Here is a 21,249-nt window from a genome sequence, read left to right on the forward strand (position 1 = left end):
GAACGCGCGCGTGCATGCGTCATGTGGATAGCTACGCATTCCGCGGCTTTGTCAACCGGCGTTTCATTCCACCGGCGAAGCCAGCAGCGCGACCGGCACACCGTCGCAGATCACCCTCGCCAGGATCGACGCACCGAGCGCCGCACCGGCGCGCGTGTGGGGGTCGAACCCACTGGCCGAGCGGTCGACCCGCAAGATGTTGATCGGCCACGAGGCCCGCGACAGCCGCTCATGCGCGAACGAGCCGACCCATAGCGGCGTTGCGGAGATGCCGTTCTCGACCGCGTAACCGCTCGGCCAGAAGCGCAGCACGTCGCGTTCGTCGCGGGTGTCGCCGGCGCGCATGAAGACCAGCAACGACGGCACGCCGTTATTGAGCTTCGGCAAGACCGGCAGCGACACCGCCGCGACGTTGGGCGACGCGAGCGAGAGCAGGCTGTGCGCGGACAGGTCCGTGCCCTCGATCCACCCTTGAGCGCGGAGTTGTCCGCGAATCGATTCGGCGTTCGACAGCCACTGCAGCGTGAGCGGCTCCTTGTGATCGCCGCCCATGTCCGAGCGGTAGCACGGCAGATGCTTCCAGGCCGAGAGCGTCCATTGCGCCTGCGTGACCAGCACGGGTGGCCGCCGCAACATGGTGTCGGGCCGCGGCGAGGGCATCGCGACACCCAGTTGCACGCCGACGCTGACCAGCACGACCGCCAGCACCACGACCGGCATCAGCGTACGGGCCGGCGGGGCTTCCGGATGCCGCCACATCGCGGTTAGCGCGACGATCGCGACCCACACATACGCGAGCGCCGCGCCGCCGATCGCGTCGGACACCCAGTAGCGGCCGAAGTACAGCCCCGCCAGCGCTACCACGATCACCACGACCGTGCTCACGGTCGCGACGAACACGCCTTCCAGCTTGCCGACCCGCCGCGCGAGCAGGAAGGCCAGGAAGCCGTAGACGATCACCGTCGCCGCCACGTGATTGCTCGGAAACGCGTACGCGGTGGACATCAATTCGTTGGGCGGCGCGCGGCGCATCGCGAATTGCAGTGCGTAGATCAGCAATTGGGAAAACACGACCGCGGCGAGCCAGTAGCCGATGGTGCGCCAGCGCCGCTCCAGCAACATCCACACAACGACCGTGACGATCAGCGCCGCCAGCGTGAGCCCGCTGCCGAGCATCGCGAGACTCGCGAGGACAGTGTCGCCCCACGGCGTGCGAACCGACTGCAGAAAGTGATAGACCGACAGATCGACCTGCGTCAGCGGGTCGCCGCTGATCACGTCGTCGAGCACGCCGAAGAACAGCGCGCCCGACACCAGTACGATCAGCGAGGTGAGCAGGAGGGTACTGGCGTCCGGCGTCTCGGGGTCGAGCATCTTGCGCGCGAAACGCCCGAGCGGACCCGGGTGCCGGCACGCCCAACTGCCGATCGAGCGGCCCGCGGCGCTCGACCAGGCATTCGCATGCGAGAGCAGAAACCGGGCAACGCGAAAGCTCAGCCAGACGATGGCCACCAGCAGCGCGAGAATCACGACGAGCCGGAACGACACCGCGCCCGCCAGCAGCACCGACGCGCCGAACACCACGCCCGGCAGGATATGGGCGGGCGCCCACAGCAGCGCGGACAGCACGTTCATGGCGTAGAAGCGCAGCGGCGGCATGCCCAGCATGCCGGCCACGACCGGCACGATGGCCCGCAAAGGTCCGACGAAGCGGGCCAGCACGACGCTCTTCGCGCCATGCTTGCGAAAGAAGCGGTGGCCCGTTTCGAGGACTTCGGGATGTTTGCAGAACGGCCAGAACCGGACGATGCGGTCCTTGTAGCGGCCGCCGAGCCAGAAGCTCATGCCGTCGCCGGCAATCGCGCCCGCGATCGCCCAGACGAAGACCCAGACGAGACTGAGCGAGCCGGTGCCGGTCAGCGCGCCGGCGAGAAACATCGCGGTGCTGCCAGGAATGAAGGTGCCGATAACGGCGACGGCCTCCAGAAAGGCCGCGAGAAAGACGACCGCGAGCATCCATTGCGGATGCCCGGCGAGCGAATGCAGGAAGTGAAGGTAGGCGTGCTCCATCGTGCGCGATCGGGCGTCCTCGGGTAACGCTTGATCATAACGCGCACGGCGGCCTTCTTATTCCATCGGTGACAACAGCCGGCCGGTCAAATTGGCCAAACCGGCTGGACGCTCACGAAGCGCTCAGCGAATCGCCCGAGACGCGCACGCGTTCGCCGATCTGCACGGGCGGTTGCGTCTCATAGTTGAAGTTGCGGTAGCTGCCGTCCTGCATGCGCACCTGCACCTGATAAGAGGTCTGCTTGCGCACCGCATGCTCGATGCCGTTGCCCGCCAGTCCGCCGCCGACCACGCCCGCGATGGTCGTGAAGATCTTGCCGCGTCCACCGCCGATCTGATTGCCGACGAGACCGCCCGCCACCGCGCCGCCCAGCGCGCCGAGGCCCGTGGTCGGCTCGGGCGCTTGCACCGTGTTGATGGCGACGACTTCGCCCGCGTACGGATCGGCGACCGGCCGCTGCGCCGAAGATGGATACGGAGCCTGGTATTCCTGATTGTTCGCGTAGGTCGGCGCGCTCATAGGTGGGCGCGGGTGCGTGTGATGCACCGGCGGGCGGACCGGTGCGGCTTGTTGCATAGGTTGCTGCGCGATTTGTTGCGTGGGTTGCTGTACCTGTGCCGGCTGCGTGGCGGTGACCTGTGCGTTGACGCCAGGCGCAGTTTGCGCGGAGATCGCGCCGATCGCGGTAGCGGGCGTCGCCGGTTCCGTGACGGCGTGCGAGGTGGGCAGCAGACCCGTCATTGCGGCGATGCCGGTGGCGCTCGCGAGAATCACGGCGACCGCGGCCCCCGCGACCAACGGATGAATACGGCTGCGCTGCGGCTGGGTGGAAGTAAGGTTGTTGTTCATGGCGGACTCCGCGTGTAGGTGCCTGCAATAACGCGGCAGCCAGGCCGGCGGTGTACGCAAACAGCAAGCGGCTTTGTAAGGATTTGTACAGCTTTGTCCGGGTTGTTACAGATTCAGATTTCGTCGCTGAATTCGTTGAGAAAACGCTGCAAACGGGCGTGGCGAATGCCGGCCAAACGGGTGCCGGTCGCGGTCTGAAAACCGGAGGCCAGTTTCAGCAGCTTGGTGTGGAAATGGTCGAGCGTGTAGCGGGTGTCGTCCAACGGACGGTGCGCCGCGTGCGGGTCGGCCGGATCGTATAACGCGCGGCCCATCCGTCCGGCGACGTAGAAGCAGCGCGCCACGCCCAGCATGCCGAGCGCGTCGAGGCGGTCGGCGTCCTGCAGCGTTTTCGCTTCGAGCGTGGTCGGGGTGACGGCGGCTGAAAAACTGTGCGCCTCGATCGCGTGTGCGGTGGCCTGAATGGTCGCGTCCGTCCAGCCGAGCGACTTCAGCACGCGTGCCGCTTTTTCGGCCGACAGGCGCGAGGCCTGCGCACGCAGCGGCGAGTTCTTCTCGACGGCGACGCAGTCGTGCAGCAGCGTCGCAGCGAACAGTACCTGCGGGTCGCCGCCTTCTTCCGCGTGGATGGCCGCGGCGTTTTTCCAGACGCGTTGCAGATGCGAGGTGTCGTGCGAGCCGTCGCCGTTGTCGTCGTCAGCGTGCGGCAGCAGGGTCTGCGCGAGGTCCTGGAAGGGGGCGAAGGCGGTGGCAGTCATCGGTGCGGTCCGTGAGGAAAGCCGCCGATTATCGCGCATCGTCTGCCGATTGCTGATTCGGCGGCGCTGAACAAAGCGGGTTTTGCGTCGTCATACTCTTTGAGCGGTCGCGTCAGGCGCGACGCAGCGGGTGAGAGCAGTTCGACGAAGTAACGGAGTGGGCTATGAAGATCGTAACGGGTAGGTTCGCCGTGTCGGTGTTGATGTCGGCACTGGTCGTGGGTGTCGCCGGCGCGGCGTATGCGCAGTCGGGCGGCAATAGTGGTGACGTCGGCATGAGCGGCGCGCAGTCGGGCGGCGCGAATAACGCAGGTCTCCCGGGACTTGGCGTGACGCCGGGGCCTGGTCCGAGTGCCAGTCCCGGTCCAACGCCGGGCTTGGGCACAGCGCCCGCCGCGCCCGCGATGGGTACAACTAGCGGCGGGGGAGCGGGTCCCAATCTCAGCACCGCGCGGGCCAACGGCACGAGCCTGTACGCGAATCCGGACCCGCGCGCGCCGGGGCTTGCCGGCCGAGTTGCGCCGCCACGCTAGTGCGTAACGCCGGCCGATCAACTCCGCCAAGCTAGCGCTTAACGCCGGCGGCCACGCCGCTCCTCAACAGTCCCCTATAAAATGCACGTCCCGACAACCGAATCCGGTTCAACCACGAAGGAGAAGGGTATGGCGCATGGCGAGCACAAATACGACGTATCGGTGCAGTGGACAGGCAACCGCGGCAGCGGCACCTCGGGATATCGCGCTTACGGCCGCGATCATGTGATCACCTCAGGCGGCAAGCCGGCGATTCCCGGCTCGGCAGACCCGGCCTTTCTCGGCGACGCCGAGCGCTGGAATCCGGAGGACCTGCTGGTCGCCTCCGCCAGCGCCTGCCACAAGCTCTGGTATCTGCACCTGTGCTCGGACGCCGGCATCATCGTGCTCGACTATCGCGACGACGCCGAAGGCACCATGCTCGACGATCCGCAGCAGGGCCGCTTCTCGCAGATCGTGTTGCGCCCGCACGTGGTGATCCGGGCAGGTGGCGATGTGGAACTGGCCACGCATCTGCATCACACGGCTCACGAAAAATGCTACATCGCGAATTCGGTCAACTTTCCGATTCTCTGCGAGCCGTCCGTTTCAACCGACGCGCCGTAACCGGCATTGAACCAGCATTGAACCAGCATTAACGCAGCGTAGCCGCACACGCAATACGGTTGCCGCGCCCGCGCTGAACAGTCGCGAGCGCGGCAACCGGCGACACTTCACTCAGTGCAGCAACGTCATCTGCACGACCTTCACGATCACTAGCGCGACCGCCGCGATCAGGTAACCGCGCAGCACACCCATCCACACGCGTTTGGACATCGTCAATTGCGGCGCCGGCAGATCTTCCAGCGGCGGCATGCGCCACGTGTCGCGCGCACCCTTCGCATAGGTCGGCTCCGTTTCGCGCGCCATGCCGTTAGCGGAGTCGAGCCGGCGCTTGCGCACCACCAGCGTCGCCGCGTAACCGACCGCCGCCATCAGCGTGCCGCCGGCGAGTACTTCGATAATCGTTTCGCCGGTAATGTCCGGGTACATGACCGATGCCGTCAGAATGATGGAGAGCATGACGAGTACCCAGACCACCGCGCCGGTGAAGAAGTTGAGTTTCTTCGAGTTCACCCACGGGCCGAGGACCGCGCGGTCGTTGCACAACAGCAGCAGGAACACGGTCGCGCTCGGCAGCAGCACGCCCGCGAGCGTTTGCACCGCTTCCGTCAGCAGGCCGAGCGGGCTGCCGGGAATCAGCACCAGGGTCGCGGCCGCCGCAATGATGCCGAAGTAGACCAGGTAGAAGCCCTTCGCGTCCGACACGCCGCGATGCAGCGAGTGACGAATCTTGAACACGTCGCCGATCGCATAAGCGGTCGACAACGACACCGCCGCCGCGCCGATGATGCACGCGTCGAGCAACGCAATCGCGAACAGCACGGCGGGGGTGCGTCCGGCGTATCTCTCGAGGCCGGCGAGCACGCCGCCCGCATCCGTGAAATTGCCGAATTCCGGCTTGCCGGCATACAGCGCCGCGCAGAAAGAAATCATCGCCACGGCGCCGATCATCACGAAGACGATACCTATCCACAGATCCGCTTTTTCATACTTCATGAAGCGCGGCGTGATGCGCTTGTCGACAATGTAGCTCTGCTGGAAGAACAACTGCCAAGGCGCGACGGTCGTGCCGACAATGCCGATCACGAGCAGCATCACGTCGCTGAGTTTCGAATGAGCGGGCCAGTTCGGAATGAAGAAGTCGTGCGCCATCTGACTGACCGGCGGATGAATCGACACCAGCACCGGCACCAGCAGCAGGCTCAGCAGACATAGCACTACCGCGAAGCGTTCGAAGCGCCGGAAGTTGCCGGTACTGACCGCGGCCATCGTTACCGCCGCGGCAATGCACACGCCGGCCACCTTCGGGATGCCGAAAAAATCCAGCACGAAGGTAATGCCGATGAACTCGGTCACGATCGTCAGCGCATTCAGAATGAACAGATCGACCACACTGAACGCGCCCCAGAACTTGCCGAAGCGCTCGAAGATCAGCCGTGCATGGCCGACGCCGGTCACGGCGCCCAGACGCAGCACCATTTCCTGATTGACGAACAGCACCGGCACGAGCAGCAGCATGGTCCACAGCAAGGTGGTGCCGTAGTTCTGGCCCGCTTGCGTGTAGGTGCCGAAGGCACCGGCGTCGTTATCGCCGACCATCACGATGAGACCGGGGCCGAGAATCGCGAGCAGCGTGCGGAAACGCGCCCACCAGGTGTTGCGCGGTGCGGTGTCGTGATGAGCGATGGTGCCCAGCGCGCCTTTGATATCGCCAATGTGGGCCTCGTCGAGAACCGCGCTGCGTGGTGGTGAGACGTTGATGGGAGTGGACATGGGGTGCCGCCTGATTGGGTTGACTGGTTGAGCGGATGCGGCGCGCCTTCAGGATCCGCTGGGCGTCAGTCGTCGAACGACTGCCGAACATGCGGATCGCGAAGGCGTGCTGCTGACAGGGGTGAATCGATTACGAAACTGAGAACGTCGCGGCGTGAGACGCCAGCGCTTTGACGCGATGCCAGAACACGACGAGCCAGTGCGGCTTGATGCTATGCAGCGCGAGGGCCGCGTCGCTGTGAATGTGCGTTTGTTGCAGCGTCGGAACGAGGATAGCGATGTACATGTTTTTTCTCCGTGCGTAATGTCTGACGTGGCATTGACGCGGGCTTTACGCGGTGTGCGGAAAGCCGGCAGACACGGAGCGGCGGCGCTAGGCGCGCGGCGGCATACGTCTACCTGCTTTCCATAGGCAAAAGGAAACTTGAATGGCGATGGGTCGGCATATGGGATAACTGTCACTGTCCGGCATGGCGGCTCCTTATCTGCGGTGTGTATCGGTGCGGACGGCTAGTTGCGGACGGCTAGTCGCGGACGACTGGATACCTGCTGCACTCGATACCCACGTGTTTAGCCACGCCGGGTCACGCCGCGATTCGAACCAAACGAACGATTCGAACCGGCGTGAGCCAGCGAGGCCGCGAGCCGGGGCTCGCGACGCGGTGCCAGACGGAATGCGGAGGTGCGAAAGCACGCCGCGCCCGAATGGCGCTAGTTAATAAGGTGCACGGAGAGGGTTGCTACGGCGCGCACCGTCTGCCTGCTGGCAAGACGGCGGCTGAGAAAAGAGAGCGCGGGCGTCGTGCCGGTCAGGCAGTGAAACTGTTCGAAGATCGACTACTGCTTGAGTCCAAGGCATGGGCCCCGTTTGTGAAGACGGGCGAATTTTATGCACTCCCGCAAGCAGAAGTCAACATGCTTCGTTAAGCGAAGCAAATATTCTTTGACCGCCCGGCGAATAGCGCGCGACGTGTTGCAAAGAGGCCATGAAGTCTTTCAGAAGCGACAGGAAGGGAAGGCCGATGAAGGAATCCGGGGCCGTGTTCCATGCGCTCAGGTCCGTGCTCGCGCGCGTTCATTACGAGGATTCGGAGTGCGATATCTTTTACGCGACCTTTACGCGGTTTTTACTTGCGATTTTCCAAACGTGCCGAATACAATCCGCCCGTCTCGTCAAATGGAGTCCCTCGTGGACACATGCTCTAGTAGTGGAAGTCCGACGCCGGTCTACGCCGGCGCAGTATCCGCGGGTTAGCAGCAGGTTCGTTCCTTCGCCGCTAACTCGCTCCGTTCGGGTTAGCGCGCTTCTTCAGTGACCGGTTCTCGCCGGTCAGTCAGCAGCACGCTCCCTCTTTTGATCGCTATCGCAACGTCGCTTGCGAGGGACGGTCACGTCTTTACATCGCCCGGTTCAAGCCAGGCTCGATGGGAGTGAGCTTATGTTCGTCAAAATGTCGTCGGTGGATGGGGTGGCGCGCTGTGCGCGCAATGTGCGGTTTGGTGCGGCGGAACTCGACGCCGCCAAGTCGGATAAAGCAGGGCGATGGAAGGCCGGGGTTCCGGTTGGACTCACGTTGCTGTTGTCGGTTGGGATCGTGCCTTCGGTGTTGGCGCAGACAGCGGAGCCGACACCGGCCGCACCGGCTGGTTTGTGGGAGCGCTCCACGCTGCTCGGCGACATGGGCGGCTTGCGTCCGTGGCTCGGCAATTACGGTGTGACCTTCAGCCTGCAGGAAACCAGCGAGTATCTGAACAACCTGAGCGGCGGCACGAAACGCGGCGGCGCGTACGACGGTTTGACCCAGTTCGGCCTCGTCGTCGATACGGACAAAGCGCTCGGCCTGCCGGGCGGCACCTTCAACGTGTCGGGCTTGCAGATTCACGGCAGCAATCTCAGCACGCGCAATCTGCAGACGCTGCAAAGCGCGAGCGGCATCGAAGCGGATAGCACCACGCGGTTGTGGGAGCTCTGGTATCAGCAATCGTTGATCGGCGGCAAGGTCGACGTGAAGGTCGGGCAGCAAAGTCTCGACCAGGAATTCATGGTGAGCCAGTTCGCCACGCCCTTCGTCAACGCAACGTTCGGCTGGCCGGTGTTGCCGTCGATCGATTTGCCCGCAGGTGGGCCGGCGTATCCGTTGGCGTCGCTCGGGGTGCGTGTGCGCGCCAAACCCTCGGATGCATGGACCGTGCTGGCCGGCGTGTTCAATGGCAATCCGGCCGGTAGCGACGTCGGCGATCCGCAGCAGCAAAACCGTCACGGCACGAATTTCAATCTGCGCGGCGGCGCGTTGTTCATCGGCGAAGTGCAGTACGCGATCAATCAGCCGCCGGCGAGTGGCTCGGGCGCAGCGTCAGGCGGCTTGGCGGGAAACTACAAGCTCGGCTTCTGGTACAACACGCAGCATTTCGCCGACCAGCGTTTCGACAATACCGGGCTCTCACTCGCGAATCCGGCGAGCAGCGGTGTGGCGGCGAACCATCGGGGCGATTACAGCTTCTATGCGGTCGCCGATCAGACTGTCTGGCAGCGCGGCGGCGACAGCCCGCAATCGGTAGGCGTGTTTGCGCGGATCATGGGCGCGCCGGGCGATCGCAATCTGGTGGACCTCGGCGTGAATGCGGGCGTAACGCTCAAGGCGCCGTTCAAGGGACGTGACAACGATGTCGCCGGATTGGCGGTCGGCTACGCGAAGATCGGCTCGCACGCGCAAGGTCTCGCGAGCGATACCGCGGCGCTGGGCACGCCGGGTTATCCGTCGCGAAGTGCGGAGACGGTGGTCGAGGCCACGTATCAGTATCAGGTCGCGCCTTGGTGGCTGGTGCAGGCGGACTTCCAGTACGTGTTCCGGCCGGCGGGCGGCGTGCCGGATCCGCTGAATCCGGCGCAGCGCGTGGGCAATGAGGCGGTCGTCGGGTTGCGGACCAATATTGTTTTTTGAGGGGGCGGCTCGAGCCCACTCAACTCACCTCAACGATTGCCGTCGAGCAGGTCGCCCAGCAGTTCGTCGAACGCGGCCTGGGCGTCCTCGAGTTCCTGCAGCGCGGCGTCGAACGTGGTCAGCGCGAATTGCGACGGCTGGCCGCTACCTGCCGGCGGAAATTGCGATTGCAGCGACGTGAACGCCGTCTTGACCCGTTGGGTTGCGGTCAAAACGCGTTCCATCGCGGCGGCTTCTTCGGCTCGCGCCTTGTCGTGTTCCATGAAAACTCCGTGCTCGTTCAGGCGGCTCACGCCGCATCAAAGGCGTGACTATGCCACGATCCGCGGTTCGCGTTCAGAACAGCGGCAGCCCGCCGTTGGCCTTCACTTCGCGCAACGACAAGGCCGATTCCACCGACGTCACGCCCGGCAAACTGCGCATCTCGTCGCGCATGAAGGTGCCGTAATCGTCGAGATCGCGTGCTACCACCTGCAGGATGTAGTCGGCGCTGCCCGACACGTTGTGACACGACAGGATGCGGGGAATCGCCTGCACCTCGCGCTCGAAGCGGGTTGCGAGCGCGCGGTCGTGCACCGCGAAGCGCACATGGACGAACGCCATCACGCCGAGGCCGAGTGCGGAACGCGACAGCACCGCGCGGTACTCGTCGATATAGCCGTCGTGTTCGAGGCGTTTCAGCCGACGCGCGCAAGGCGTTTCGCTCAACCCCACCAGATCGGCCAGGCGCGCGTTCGACATGCGGCCGTCTTTCTGCAGCGCGGCCAGGATCGCACGGTCGGTTTTATCGAGGTCGGTTGTCATGATTTTGGGCGCTCGCGAAGGGTTTAGGGCGAATCGTGTCGGAGAGGGCAAATATTAGCGTATTCCTCTAATTTTGAGGTGAGCGGCCCGGCAATTCGCCAGCAAACCCTCCGTCGGCAGCGGCAAGATAGAGCCCTTAAAACAAGAGGTTTCTATGATTTCCGCACACCTGTTGGTCGTCTATATCGCTGCGCTGTTCGTCGTCTACGCCGTACCGGGACCGGACATGGCGCTGGTCCTGCAAACCAGTATCGGACGCGGCGTACGCAGCGGTTTCGCGGCTGCCGGCGGCCTGGGTCTGGCGCGTGCGACGCACGTCACGCTGTCGGCCTGCGGAGTGGCCGCGCTGTTGCGCAACGCGCCCTGGTTGTACGACGTGGTGCGTTATGGCGGCGCGGTGTATCTGGCGTGGGTCGGGATTCAGATTTTCCGTTCACCGGTGTTTGCGCTGCCCGAAGCGGGCGCCGCGGCAGCCGTTGCGAGCGCGGAGCCGCAGCCGTTGCGGGCGTCGTTCGTGAAGGGCTTGCTGACCAATCTGCTGAACCCGAAAGCGCTGTTGTTCTGTTCCGTGCTGCTGCCGCAATTCGTGCGCCCGGAGGCGGGGCCGGTGGCGTTGCAGATGGTCGAACTGGGTCTGGTGCTGCTCGCGGTCGGCGCGTGCTTCGACGTGTCGTTCGCGGTCGGCGCGGCGCGCATTGCCGGCTGGATGCGGGCGCATCCGCTCGCGCAGACTTTGCAGCGCTGGACGTTTTCGGCGGCGCTGATTGGTTTCGCGCTGCGGCTTTCGCTGGATTGAGGTGGTTTGAGTTGGCTCGATGAGTCAAGGCGGCGCGGCAGTGGCGCTGTGGGCCGCCGCTGCGCCAGATTTCCAACGCGGCGCGCCTGGCCGTTGCGTCTATTTATTCAGCTTATGCTCGCGGCGCGATCGGTCTTCGATAATTTTCCTGCGATGCTTGTCTTTCATCTTCTTCCAGCTTTTACACTCGTCGCGCGTGCGCAAACAGCCAATGCATAAGCCGGTTTTGCTGTCGAACTTGCAGATGTCGATACAGGGAGACTCGGTGCTCATAATGGATGACGGTCAGTAAGGGACAGCAGGACTCTCGCATGCAGCGTGCCCGCATGCCAACTGATTGTGTTAATACAGCCGATAGAGAACCGCGCACGGGGATGCGGTTCACGCTCATTCGCTGATCACCTTCGATGAAAACTTTCCTGCTGTATGCCGTGACCGCCGTTGCTGAAATTGTCGGTTGCTATCTGCCGTGGCGCTGGCTGAAGGAGGGCGGTTCGATCTGGCTGCTGGTGCCCGGCGCGCTCAGCCTCGCGCTGTTCGCATGGCTGCTGACCTTGCACGGCACCGCCGCGGGCCGCGTGTATGCGGCTTACGGCGGTGTGTATGTGGCGGTGGCGATCTTATGGCTATGGGGCGTGGACAAAGTGCGGCCCACGCCGTGGGACCTGGCGGGTGTCGCGTTCACGTTGGCCGGCATGGCCATCATCGCGTTCCAGCCGCGTGTTTAAGCGTTACTTGATCCCGCCCAGATAATCGAGCTTGCCGAGTTCGACGCCGTTGTGACGCAAGATGTCGTACGCCGTCGTGACGTGGAAAAAGAAATTCGGCAGCACGAACCCCAGCAGATAAGACAGGCCCGTGAACTCGATCGGGCCGGTGCGCATTTTCAGTGTGATCTCGCGCGCTTCCGAACCGTCGATCTGTTCTGCATTGAATTCCTTCAGATAATCAATCGTCTTTTGAAGGCGGGCATGCAGGTCGTCGAAACTCAGTTCGACGTCTTCATACTTCGGCGCTTCGACGCCGGCCAGACGCGCGGCGCATCCCTTCGCCGTGTCGCTCGCGATATACACCTGGCGCACCAGCGGCAGCATGTCCGGCGCGAGGCGCGCGTTCGTGAACACCGACGGCTCGATCTGCTTTTCCGCCGCGTGCGCCTGAGCTTTGCCCAGGATGACTTGCAGGTTCGTCAGGCCGCGAATCAGCACGGGCAGGGATGCTTGATACATCGAAATTGACATGGGGTTCCTCTGATTCTTTGATCGTGCGCGCGGGTGGCGCGCGAGGCAATGTAACGGCTGGATTGCCGCAGCAGCATCATAGCGCGGGCCGTCGGTCATGCGCATTGATGCAGCGCGACGTTAGCCATTCGGCTAACTGCCGCGCGCGCCGGAACTGTGGTCGAATGCATTGGTCGGACGGTTTGGCGAAGTCCTCGAATCAGCACGGTGCCGCGCGAGCCCGTCTCGTCCGGCAATGAGTTTGTAGCGACGCGTGCGGCGCGTCAGGTCCGCTTTGCGGTCCGCGCCGTCACGCCAACAGGAGAGTCGACACCATGGTCAATAAGCACCCGCTGCCAGGCAGCGAGCGAAAGGCAGAGGAAGGTTCGAAAGTCGTGGGGCAATGCGATCCGTCGGAGCGGATCGAAGTGTTCGTGATGGTGCGCCGTCAGCAGCAGGCGCAGTTCAATGCGTTGATGAGCCGTATCGAAGCGGGCGACCCTGGCGTCAAACCGCTGTCGCGCGAGGCGTTTGCCAAAGACTATGGCGCCGCGCCGGAGGACCTCGCAAAGGTCAAGACATTCGCCGCCGCGCACGGTTTGACGGTGGTGCGTGAAGATCCTGCCGCACGCTCGGTCCTGTTGAGCGGCACGATTGCGCAATTCCAGAGCGCGTTCGCGGTCAAGCTGGAGCACTACGAACATCACACCACCGGGCAGTTCCGCGGCCGCACCGGCACGATCAGCGTGCCGGACGACCTGCACGGCGTGGTCGAAGCGGTGCTCGGGCTCGACAACCGGCCGCCGGCGCGGCCGCACTTCCGCATCCGGCCGCCGTTCCAGCCCGCGAAGGGGCATCAGGTGTCGTTCACGCCGCCGCAGATCGCGGCGCTCTATCAGTATCCGCAGGGCGACGGCAGCGGGCAGTGCGTGGGCATCGTCGAACTCGGCGGCGGCTACAACACGTCCGACCTCAAATCGTATTTCGCGAGTCTCGGCGTCGGTTCGCCCACGGTGAAATCGGTCGGCGTCGACCAGGGCAGCAATCAGCCGAGCGGCGACCCGTCCGGTCCGGACGGCGAAGTCACGCTCGACGTCGAGATCGTCGGCTCGATCGCGCCAGGCGCGACGGTCGCGGTGTATTTCACGCAGAACAGCGACGCCGGTTTCATCGACGCGGTGAGCCGCGCGATCCACGACACGACCAACAAGCCGTCGGTGATTTCGATCAGTTGGGGCGGCCCGGAATCGAACTGGACCAGCCAGTCGTTGCAGGCCTTCAACAGCGCACTACAGTCTGCCGCCGCGCTCGGCGTGACGGTCTGTGTGGCCTCGGGCGACAGCGGGTCGAGCGACGGCGTGAGCAGTGGCAATGAGGTCGACTTTCCGTCGTCGAGTCCGTATGTGCTGGCCTGCGGCGGCACGAATCTGACCGCGTCGGGTACGTCGATCACCCACGAGGTGGTCTGGAACGACGGCTCGCAAGGCGGCGCGACCGGCGGCGGCGTGAGCCGGGCCTTCCCGGTGCCGGTGTGGCAACAGGGTTTGTCGTCCACCTCGGCCAAGGGCGTCAAGATGCCGCTCAGCGGGCGCGGCGTCCCGGACGTGGCGGGCGACGCCTCGCCGGTGACCGGCTACAGCGTGCTGATCGACGGTACGCAGACGGTGGTCGGCGGCACCAGCGCGGTCGCTCCGCTGTGGGCGGCGCTGATCGCGCGGATCAACGCGGCGAAAGGCCAGCCGGTCGGCTTTATCAACCCCAAGCTGTACAAGGCGGCCGGCGTGTGCAACGACATCACGCAAGGCAACAACGGGAGTTACGAGGCGTCGGTGGGCTGGGACGCCTGCACGGGACTCGGCAGTCCCAATGGTCAGAAGGTAGCCGCCGCACTATAGTCTGGTTGGCAGATACGGCCAACCAGACGTGAACGTACCCATGGAGCGATCATGACGAACACCGAGTCAGCTTCCGTTAGTCCGCAGTCGTCGCACAATGCGCATGCTTCGGCCGCAGCCGGGGCCGCTGGCGCAGCGCACAAGGGCGGCGATCAGCCGTTCTTCGATCCGGTTGCCTACGGCAATGGGCCGGACGATTCCATTACCAACACCGCCGAGACCGCCGCGGTCACTCATCACTCGATCTCGATCGGCGGGCACAAGATCGATTACACGGCGACCGCGGGTCACCTCGTCATCGTCGACCCGAGCAGTTCGCTGCCCGAGGCCAGTCTGTTCTACGTGGCCTTCACGCAAGATAACCAGAAGGAAGAAACCCGCCCGGTCACGTTCTTCTATAACGGCGGTCCGGGGTCGTCTTCGGTGTTCGTGCTGCTGGGCTCGTTCGCGCCGCGCCGCATCAAGACCGCGATGCCGAGCTTCACGCCGCCCGCGCCGTACGCAATGGAAGACAACCCGGACAGCCTGCTCGACAAGAGCGACCTCGTCTTCATCAATCCGGTCGGCACCGGCTACTCGGCGGCCATTGCACCGAAGACCAATCGCGCCTTCTGGGGCGTCGACCAGGACGCGGATTCGCTCAAGCAGTTCATCAAGCGTTTTCTGACCAAGAACAACCGCTGGAATTCGCCGAAGTACCTGTACGGCGAGTCGTACGGCACGGCACGCAGTTGCGTGCTGGCCTACCGACTGCACGAAGACGGCGTCGATCTGAACGGCATTACGCTGCAATCGTCGATTCTCGATTACACGCAGTCCGGCAATCCGGTCGGCGCGCTGCCCACCGCGGCGGCGGACGCGTGGTATCACAAGAAACTCGGCATCGCGCCACGGCCCACGGATCTCGGCACGTTTGCCGAAGAGGTGGCGCAATTCGCGCGCACCGACTATCTGGCCGCGCTACGCAAATTTCCGACCACCGATTCCGCGACGGTCGAGAAACTGAGCGAATACACCGGCATCGACAAAGCGACCCTGCTTGCGTGGAGCCTGGATATCGCGTCGTACGACAGCCGTGGCAATTCGCTGTTCCTGACCAGCTTGCTGAAGTCGCAAGGGCTCGCGCTCGGCGAGTATGACGGCCGCGTGACGGCGATCGAAACGGGGATTGCCGGCAAGATCGACCCGAACTCCGGCGGCAACGATCCGACCATGACGGCGGTCACCGGCGTTTATACGACGATGTGGAACGTGTATCTGAACGAGCAGTTGAAGTACACGTCGAATTCGTCGTTCACCGATCTGAACGATCAGGCGTTCCAGTATTGGGATTTCAGCCACATCGATCCGACCGGCGCGCAGAAGGGCAAAGACGCGAAGGGCAACGTCATTCTCTACACCGCCGGCGATCTCGCCGCCGTGATGGCGCTCAATCCCGATCTCAAGGTGCTGTCGGCGAACGGCTTCTACGATTTCGTCACGCCGTTCTATCAGACCGTGCTCGATCTGCAGCAAATGCCGTTGCTCAGCGCGCAGGTCCGGCAGAACCTGTCGGCGCGCTTCTATCCGTCCGGGCATATGGTGTATCTCGACGGCGCATCGCGCACCGCGCTGAAGGCGGATCTCGCGAAGATGTACGACACGACGGCGTCGAACACGCAGGCGCTCACGCGGATTCGCGCCTTGCAGGCTCGCGTGGCGAAGTAAGCGGTGGGGTGACGCGAAATGACATGAGCGAACGGACCCTCACGCTTGTCCACGGACAAGCGTGAGGCACGGAGTGTTACGTAAGCATTTTGAATGTGTTCTAATTGGTCCGCGAATTGAACTATTGCGTGCCGCTGCCGGCGCGCCGACCGATGAACGCAGGCATTGCAAACGGGCGTCGCTCTTACCATTCCAGCGACCCGACCCGCGGTACTTACGAAGAGGCAGTTACGCCGGTGCTAACGCACCGTTGCGGCTTGGCGCGTTCGCGCGGCAGGGCGCGCGTGGTGTTGCTGCTCGGCTTCACCGTGGCACTCGCGGTGCGTATGGGCGAGGCCCGCGCGCAAGAGGCCGGCATGCTCGACGAACGCGTCACGCAGCAATCCGTCGGCGAGACGATTTGCCGGACCGGTTACGCGGACACCGTGGCGCCGCCGTTCGGCGAACTGATGGCGCACAAGAATCGCTTGCTCGCCGAACGCGGCATCGAGTCCGATAAGGGCGCGGCGTTCGCTATCGACCGGCGCGTGCCTGTCGTGTTGGGCGGTTCGCCGAACGCGACCGCCAATCTCGATCTTCTGCCGTGGGCAGGCCAGCAGGGCGAGCGCCGCAAGGCGCGCGCGGCGGTCATGCTCAAGCATTGCGTGTGCGAGGGCAAATTGAGCCTCGCCGAGGCGCAGGCTGCGATCGTCGGCAATTGGTCGGTGGTTTATTCGGGTTTCAGTCAAACGTCTTGCGACATCAGCCGACTCGACGTCGCGACCGGCGAAAGCGCTGAGCGCGGCGCCGGGCACGACAGTCCGCCGTGAGACCGTGCGCCTTCGCGCGCGGCATCGGTTTCGTTCATCCACGCGTATTGAATCGCGCCGCTTCGTTAGTCGAGGGCGGCGCGCTGGCCCACATTTTTTTCCGGAGAGTCACCATGAACCATTCACGTCTTGCCGCCGCGGCGCTTGCTTTCGGCTGTCTGTTCGGCAGCGCCGTCGCATTCGCCGCCGAGCCCGTGCTGTGCGGTAAAGCCGACGCGTTGCGGATTCGCGGCGACGTGCCCGCCGCCATCAGCTTCGACGTGTACAAGCAACTGCGACCGTTGAGCGCGCAACGGGTCGCGCTGTTCCAGGAAGCCGGCGAGGTCAAGCATCTGCCCGACGGTCTCGCGGTGTGCGAAGTTGCGGACGACGGCGTCGACGATCCGACGGCGGTGCTGGTTCAGCAGCCGCACGGCAAGAATGCGTGGTGGGTGAGCGCCGCCAACGTGCAAGCAGCGGACTGATCGGATCCCCGCGATCAGCCCGCGCGTTGCGCACGTCCCCCGGCAGGATGCTGCGGCACTGCATATCGAGGCCCGGTTTTTGCAACCGACGTGTGACGTTGGTCGCATGACCGGGCTTGAATCGTTAAATGAACCGCTGTTTTGCTATTTTTGACCGACCTTATTCAGGTACAGTGCATTCAGGCAGGTCTTTAAAAGTTCATCTTTGACGACACTGTGTCGCATCGCTTTTGTGGTCGATTCTGACTATGCTGAAAATAGGACGAATTTCGCTGGGGAGATTTAAATGATTGCCTTCTATTTGTCATTGGCTGCATTGGGTGCCGCCGGCGCCGCGTTGATCCGCGAACTCGCGGCCGCGCAGGCGAAGCAACGCGCAGCGCTGCGCCCCGTGCGCGTGCAAAGCGCGGATCGTGATTCCGGTCGCGGCGCGCGCCGAGGATAGGCCGCATGAACCTGATCGTGCGCAACATTGCGGAATCCTGTAGCGCCGAAGAGGTGCGGGAATTCCTCAAACGCGAGCTCGGGCATTACGCGAAGCATATCGAAGTGGTCGACGCCGGCAAGCCCAGCGCGTACGCCACGGTCGAACTGAATGCGGAAGTGCCGTATGTGGGCGACGTGATCGCGCGCGAGATTCACGGCAAGCAGTTGCACGGTCAGACACTCGAGGCGAGCGCCGATCTGTTCGGCGATGAACCGCCGGCCGCTCACTGAGCTGCTTCACGTAGTTGACGCAGTTTTGTCGACGTCGCGCGCGTAGCGTCGTAGCGGTTTTTCCTTGGCCTGGTTTGCGGCCGGTGGTGAGACGGGCGCGTGCATGTTCTCCCGCTCTCCGCGCCGTGCACTCCGCCGCCTACCGTCTGTCGTCCACCGTCCTTCGTTCGCTAACTTCCCTGTTTCATTCCCCGCTTGCCGGCGCCGGCCAGTCGAACGGCGTGTACGGCAACGCCCGCTTGTGACGGGTGGCCTCGTAGAAACGCAAGATGACGCGACGTGCCGCATCGCTTACGGGCTTGCCTTCCAGAAAGTCGTCAATGTCGTCGTACGGGATGCCGTAGGCGTCTTCGTCAGGCCGTTGCGGACGCAACATTTCGAGGTCGGCGGTCGGCACTTTGTGCGCTAAGGTCTCGGGTGCGCCCAGCGCTTTGGCCACCGCGCGCACGCGACGCTTGTTCAGGCCGGCAAGCGGCAGCACGTCGGCGCCGCCATCGCCGAACTTGGTGAAGAAGCCCATGAGCGATTCGGCCGCGTGATCCGTGCCGATCACCACGCCCGCGCGTGCGCTGGCCACCGCGTATTGGGCGATCATGCGCTGCCGCGCCTTGATATTGCCGTGCACGAAATCCTGTTGCGAATCGTCCGCGAACGGCACGCCGCTGTGATGCAGCGCGGTCAGCATGGCGTCGGCGGCGGGCTTGATGTCGATAGCGAGATTTTCATCCGCGCGGATAAAGCGCAACGCTTGCTGGGCATCGGCCTCGTCTTTCTGCTCGCCGTAGGGCAGGCGGACCGCGACGAAGCGCGCGTCGTAATGGTCGGCGCGCAGCCGTTCGACCGCGAGTTGCGCAAGCCGTCCCGCCGTGGTCGAGTCGACGCCGCCGCTGATACCGAGTACGTAGGTCTTCAGGCCGCTGCCGCGCAGATAGTTCGCCAGAAAAGCGACCCGGCGCTCGATCTCCCGCACGGCGTCGAACTCGGTGCCCATGTGCATTTCCGCGGCGATGCCGGCTTGACGTGCGACTGGATCCTGTTGCGTCATGATGCTTTGCTGCTCCCTCGCGCGATTGCGCAATGTTGAAGCTTTGGCGCTTGCGCGCCGGAGAAAGTGGCTGGCGGGTCGGCTCGCGAGACAGGATCGACAGATCGCAATGCGCTAAGTAACATTCTCGTTCCGAGCGCCGCATGAGCCGGCGAGCTGTCAATAATAATCAGGTTTGCTCAAACACGCGATGAACTACTCCAATCGGCCTGGCCAGCCTGTTTCCGATCGCTTGACCTCTGTATCGATGGAGCGTCGGCACGAAGTAATAGAAGTGATGGGTATGCCGGTTTTCTTTTCCGTTTCGCGCGCGAGTTGCGCGGGTCGTTCTTTCCGTCGTTTGACACGCGCGTTGGGGGCTGGGTTGTGTGCGCTGTCGTGTAGCGTGGCGTTGGCGGCTTCTGCGGGGGCTTCCGCGGAGGTGTCTGTCGCGCCATCTAAGTCGGATGGGCCTTCTGCATCGGCGCCGGCGTCGGCATCCACCGTCGCCACACCCGACGCAGCCGGCGTGGTCGACCCGCATCGCGCATTATTGCTGCGTGACATGTTCACGAAAGACGTCACGCGCCGGTTAAAAGTACCGGCCACGGAACAGCGCGCCTACGCCGAGCGTCTGCAAACGACGCTCGCCGAACACGCACTGGGCAATCTATCGGGCCAATACGTCGTGATGGTCGATCGCAGCGCCAACGTGCAGGCGTTGTTCATCTACTTTCGCGCCGCGCCGGCCGACACCTGGCAGATGATCGGTGCGTCGCCGGTTTCCACCGGCCGGCCGGGCGAGTACGACCACTTCATCACGCCGCTCGGCGTGTTCGAACATACGCCCGCCAATATGGATTTCCGTTCCGAGGGCACGCAGAACGAAAACCATATCCGCGGCTACGGCAAACGCGACATGCGGATCTTCGACCTGGGCTGGGCGCAAGGCGAACGAGGCTGGGGCAAAGGCGGCATCTCGCAGATGCGCTTCCAGATGCACGCCACCGACCCCGATCGCCTCGAGCAGGTGCTCGGCATTCGCCACTCGAAGGGCTGCGTGCGGATTCCCGCGTCGTTGAATACCTTTCTCGATCACTACGGCATTCTGGACGCCGGCTATGTCGCGTTGGTCGAATCGGGCAAATCGCTGTGGGTGTTGAAGAGCGATCGCGAGGTCACGCCGTGGGCGGGCCGCTATATCGTCGTGGTGGACTCCGAGCGCAAGAGTCGCCCGGCGTGGTCGCCGCTGCCGGGCGGCAAGGCGCGCGCGAAGGTGCCGGCCGCGGCGGACACGGCGGATTGATTCGTTGCGCCTTTGCCGGCCACGATCACCCTCGCTGCCGCCACACTCACGAGCGCGCCAGCAACACCCCCACCAACGCCACGCCGAACCCTGCAATCTGCACCGGCAGCAACGTCTCGCCGAAGCCGATATACCCTTCGAGCGCGGCGAGCGGCGGGGCGAGAAACATCAGCGCGGTGGCGCGTGCCGCGTCGCCGCGCCGGACCATCCACACCAGCAACGTGACGCCGATACCGGACAGCATGACGATCCCCCACGCCAACGACGCCCACACCGTACTCGAAGCGATCCAGCGATGCTCGCCGAGGACGAGCGCCAGCAGACCCGCGACGAGCGCCGCGCCGAAATTCTGCACCGCGCTTGCGCTGCGGATATCGGCCTTGGCCAGCGACGTCTTCTGAAACAACGTACCCGCTGTAATCGCGCCGACCGCGACGACTGAAATCAGCACGACCAGCCAGGATGGCGCGTTGCCATGCGACGCGGGCACAGCGGCGGATGCCAGCTTCGGTTCGAGCACCAGCGCGACGCCGGCCAGGCCGAGCGCCATGCCGGCCCAGCCACGCCGCGACAGGCGCTCGCCGAACAGCGGCGCCGCGACGGCGGCGGTGGCGAGCGGTTGCAGCGCGCCGAGCAAGGCCATCACGCCGGCGCTGAGTCCTTGCGCCACGGCCCAATAGCCGGCGCCGAGATAAACGCCTTGCAGCAACGCGCCCGCCAGCAGGTGCTTGCCGAGGTCACGCCCGCTCGGCCATGCGGCGCGAGCGCCGAGCGCGACGAGTGCGAAGATCGTCGCCGTGCCGCCGAAGCGCGCGAGCAGAAAGAGATTGGGATCGGCGTAGGGCGTGATCGCGCGGGCGACCACGAAACCGGTCGACCACAACACGACGAACAGCGCGGCGATTGACGAAGCGAGCATCGGAAGAGGTGGTGTGGAAAAACCGCCATCTTGTCGAGGTACACGAAGCGTGTCTTGTT

23 protein-coding genes are annotated in these 21,249 nt (G+C 64.2%); 12 read left to right on the forward strand and 11 right to left on the reverse strand.

Translation table 11 applies throughout. The annotated features are described in order from the left end of the window. Positions 1 to 63: 63 nt before the first annotated feature. The 3 genes from GGD40_RS33865 to GGD40_RS33875 all read right to left on the reverse strand — a co-directional run bounded on the left by GGD40_RS33865 (position 64) and on the right by GGD40_RS33875 (position 3,678). A complete protein-coding gene (locus GGD40_RS33865; protein WP_179746666.1) occupies positions 64 to 2,070 on the reverse strand; it encodes a bifunctional DedA family/phosphatase PAP2 family protein in 2,007 nt (668 codons plus the stop codon). Positions 2,071 to 2,182: 112 nt separating this feature from the next. After that, a complete protein-coding gene (locus GGD40_RS33870) occupies positions 2,183 to 2,920 on the reverse strand; it encodes a glycine zipper 2TM domain-containing protein (RefSeq protein WP_179746668.1) in 738 nt (245 codons plus the stop codon). A gap of 113 nt (positions 2,921 to 3,033) precedes the next feature. Continuing rightward, positions 3,034 to 3,678, reverse strand: a complete 645-nt coding sequence (locus GGD40_RS33875) for an HD domain-containing protein (RefSeq protein WP_179709576.1) — start codon at positions 3,676 to 3,678, stop codon at positions 3,034 to 3,036. A gap of 164 nt (positions 3,679 to 3,842) precedes the next feature. Between GGD40_RS33875 and GGD40_RS33880 the strand changes: the two genes are divergently transcribed. Then, positions 3,843 to 4,211 (forward strand): hypothetical protein, encoded by a 369-nt coding sequence (locus GGD40_RS33880; protein ID WP_179746669.1) that lies wholly within the window; start codon positions 3,843 to 3,845, stop codon positions 4,209 to 4,211. A gap of 129 nt (positions 4,212 to 4,340) precedes the next feature. After that, the gene (locus GGD40_RS33885) at positions 4,341 to 4,817 is read left to right on the forward strand and encodes an OsmC family protein (RefSeq protein ID WP_179709573.1); all 477 of its coding nucleotides are present in this window, start codon (positions 4,341 to 4,343) and stop codon (positions 4,815 to 4,817) included. Between the two features lie 111 nt (positions 4,818 to 4,928). Here the strand turns inward: GGD40_RS33885 and GGD40_RS33890 are convergent, their stop codons facing one another. Both GGD40_RS33890 and GGD40_RS33895 read right to left on the reverse strand, forming a co-directional pair. Then, positions 4,929 to 6,587, reverse strand: a complete 1,659-nt coding sequence (locus tag GGD40_RS33890) for an NRAMP family divalent metal transporter (protein WP_179746670.1) — start codon at positions 6,585 to 6,587, stop codon at positions 4,929 to 4,931. 130 nt (positions 6,588 to 6,717) lie between these two features. Then, complete coding sequence (locus GGD40_RS33895; RefSeq protein WP_179709569.1) at positions 6,718 to 6,873, reverse strand: hypothetical protein; 156 nt, start codon at positions 6,871 to 6,873, stop codon at positions 6,718 to 6,720. 1,153 nt (positions 6,874 to 8,026) lie between these two features. Between GGD40_RS33895 and GGD40_RS33900 the strand changes: the two genes are divergently transcribed. Then, the gene (locus GGD40_RS33900) at positions 8,027 to 9,529 is read left to right on the forward strand and encodes a carbohydrate porin (RefSeq protein ID WP_257030660.1); all 1,503 of its coding nucleotides are present in this window, start codon (positions 8,027 to 8,029) and stop codon (positions 9,527 to 9,529) included. Between the two features lie 29 nt (positions 9,530 to 9,558). Here GGD40_RS33900 and GGD40_RS33905 read toward each other — a convergent pair whose 3' ends face one another. After that, positions 9,559 to 9,792, reverse strand: coding sequence for a hypothetical protein (locus GGD40_RS33905; protein ID WP_035556356.1), 234 nt, complete (start codon positions 9,790 to 9,792; stop codon positions 9,559 to 9,561). 73 nt (positions 9,793 to 9,865) lie between these two features. Then, positions 9,866 to 10,333: an Lrp/AsnC family transcriptional regulator gene (locus tag GGD40_RS33910; RefSeq protein WP_179746671.1), complete on the reverse strand. Its 468-nt coding sequence runs from the start codon at positions 10,331 to 10,333 to the stop codon at positions 9,866 to 9,868. A gap of 154 nt (positions 10,334 to 10,487) precedes the next feature. Here GGD40_RS33910 and GGD40_RS33915 point away from each other — a divergent pair, with 154 nt between their 5' ends. Further along, the gene (locus GGD40_RS33915) at positions 10,488 to 11,129 is read left to right on the forward strand and encodes a LysE family translocator (RefSeq protein ID WP_179709565.1); all 642 of its coding nucleotides are present in this window, start codon (positions 10,488 to 10,490) and stop codon (positions 11,127 to 11,129) included. A gap of 99 nt (positions 11,130 to 11,228) precedes the next feature. Here the strand turns inward: GGD40_RS33915 and GGD40_RS33920 are convergent, their stop codons facing one another. Continuing rightward, the gene (locus GGD40_RS33920) at positions 11,229 to 11,402 is read right to left on the reverse strand and encodes a DUF1289 domain-containing protein (RefSeq protein ID WP_035556363.1); all 174 of its coding nucleotides are present in this window, start codon (positions 11,400 to 11,402) and stop codon (positions 11,229 to 11,231) included. A 134-nt stretch (positions 11,403 to 11,536) separates the two neighbouring features. Between GGD40_RS33920 and GGD40_RS33925 the strand changes: the two genes are divergently transcribed. Next, positions 11,537 to 11,857 carry a YnfA family protein gene (locus tag GGD40_RS33925; protein WP_179746672.1) on the forward strand — a complete coding sequence of 107 codons (321 nt, stop codon included), beginning with the start codon at positions 11,537 to 11,539 and terminating at the stop codon, positions 11,855 to 11,857. A gap of 3 nt (positions 11,858 to 11,860) precedes the next feature. On the opposite strand, the gene GGD40_RS33930 is transcribed toward GGD40_RS33925, so the two are convergent. Then, entirely contained in the window at positions 11,861 to 12,370 is a 510-nt protein-coding gene (locus tag GGD40_RS33930) for a DUF1993 domain-containing protein (RefSeq protein ID WP_035556365.1), read from the reverse strand. A gap of 314 nt (positions 12,371 to 12,684) precedes the next feature. Here GGD40_RS33930 and GGD40_RS33935 point away from each other — a divergent pair, with 314 nt between their 5' ends. The 6 genes from GGD40_RS33935 to GGD40_RS33960 all read left to right on the forward strand — a co-directional run bounded on the left by GGD40_RS33935 (position 12,685) and on the right by GGD40_RS33960 (position 17,941). Beyond that, a complete protein-coding gene (locus GGD40_RS33935; protein WP_179746673.1) occupies positions 12,685 to 14,244 on the forward strand; it encodes a S53 family peptidase in 1,560 nt (519 codons plus the stop codon). Positions 14,245 to 14,295: 51 nt separating this feature from the next. Further along, positions 14,296 to 15,951: a S10 family peptidase gene (locus tag GGD40_RS33940; protein ID WP_179709561.1), complete on the forward strand. Its 1,656-nt coding sequence runs from the start codon at positions 14,296 to 14,298 to the stop codon at positions 15,949 to 15,951. Positions 15,952 to 16,103: 152 nt separating this feature from the next. Next, positions 16,104 to 16,760 (forward strand): hypothetical protein, encoded by a 657-nt coding sequence (locus GGD40_RS33945; RefSeq protein ID WP_179709559.1) that lies wholly within the window; start codon positions 16,104 to 16,106, stop codon positions 16,758 to 16,760. A 113-nt stretch (positions 16,761 to 16,873) separates the two neighbouring features. Continuing rightward, the gene (locus GGD40_RS33950) at positions 16,874 to 17,224 is read left to right on the forward strand and encodes a hypothetical protein (RefSeq protein WP_179746674.1); all 351 of its coding nucleotides are present in this window, start codon (positions 16,874 to 16,876) and stop codon (positions 17,222 to 17,224) included. A 286-nt stretch (positions 17,225 to 17,510) separates the two neighbouring features. Beyond that, the gene (locus tag GGD40_RS33955; protein WP_179709555.1) at positions 17,511 to 17,669 is read left to right on the forward strand and encodes a hypothetical protein; all 159 of its coding nucleotides are present in this window, start codon (positions 17,511 to 17,513) and stop codon (positions 17,667 to 17,669) included. A gap of 5 nt (positions 17,670 to 17,674) precedes the next feature. Next, on the forward strand, positions 17,675 to 17,941 hold the full coding sequence (locus GGD40_RS33960; protein WP_179709553.1) for an RNA-binding protein: 267 nt from the start codon (positions 17,675 to 17,677) through the stop codon (positions 17,939 to 17,941). A 184-nt stretch (positions 17,942 to 18,125) separates the two neighbouring features. Here GGD40_RS33960 and nadE read toward each other — a convergent pair whose 3' ends face one another. Then, a complete protein-coding gene (gene nadE / locus GGD40_RS33965; protein WP_179746675.1) occupies positions 18,126 to 18,986 on the reverse strand; it encodes an ammonia-dependent NAD(+) synthetase in 861 nt (286 codons plus the stop codon). Positions 18,987 to 19,269: 283 nt separating this feature from the next. Between nadE and GGD40_RS33970 the strand changes: the two genes are divergently transcribed. After that, entirely contained in the window at positions 19,270 to 20,271 is a 1,002-nt protein-coding gene (locus GGD40_RS33970; RefSeq protein ID WP_179746677.1) for a L,D-transpeptidase, read from the forward strand. 46 nt (positions 20,272 to 20,317) lie between these two features. On the opposite strand, the gene GGD40_RS33975 is transcribed toward GGD40_RS33970, so the two are convergent. Beyond that, entirely contained in the window at positions 20,318 to 21,190 is an 873-nt protein-coding gene (locus tag GGD40_RS33975) for a DMT family transporter (RefSeq protein WP_179709547.1), read from the reverse strand. Positions 21,191 to 21,249 lie beyond the last annotated feature (59 nt).

This window comes from Paraburkholderia bryophila, assembly GCF_013409255.1.
Taxonomy (GTDB): domain Bacteria; phylum Pseudomonadota; class Gammaproteobacteria; order Burkholderiales; family Burkholderiaceae; genus Paraburkholderia.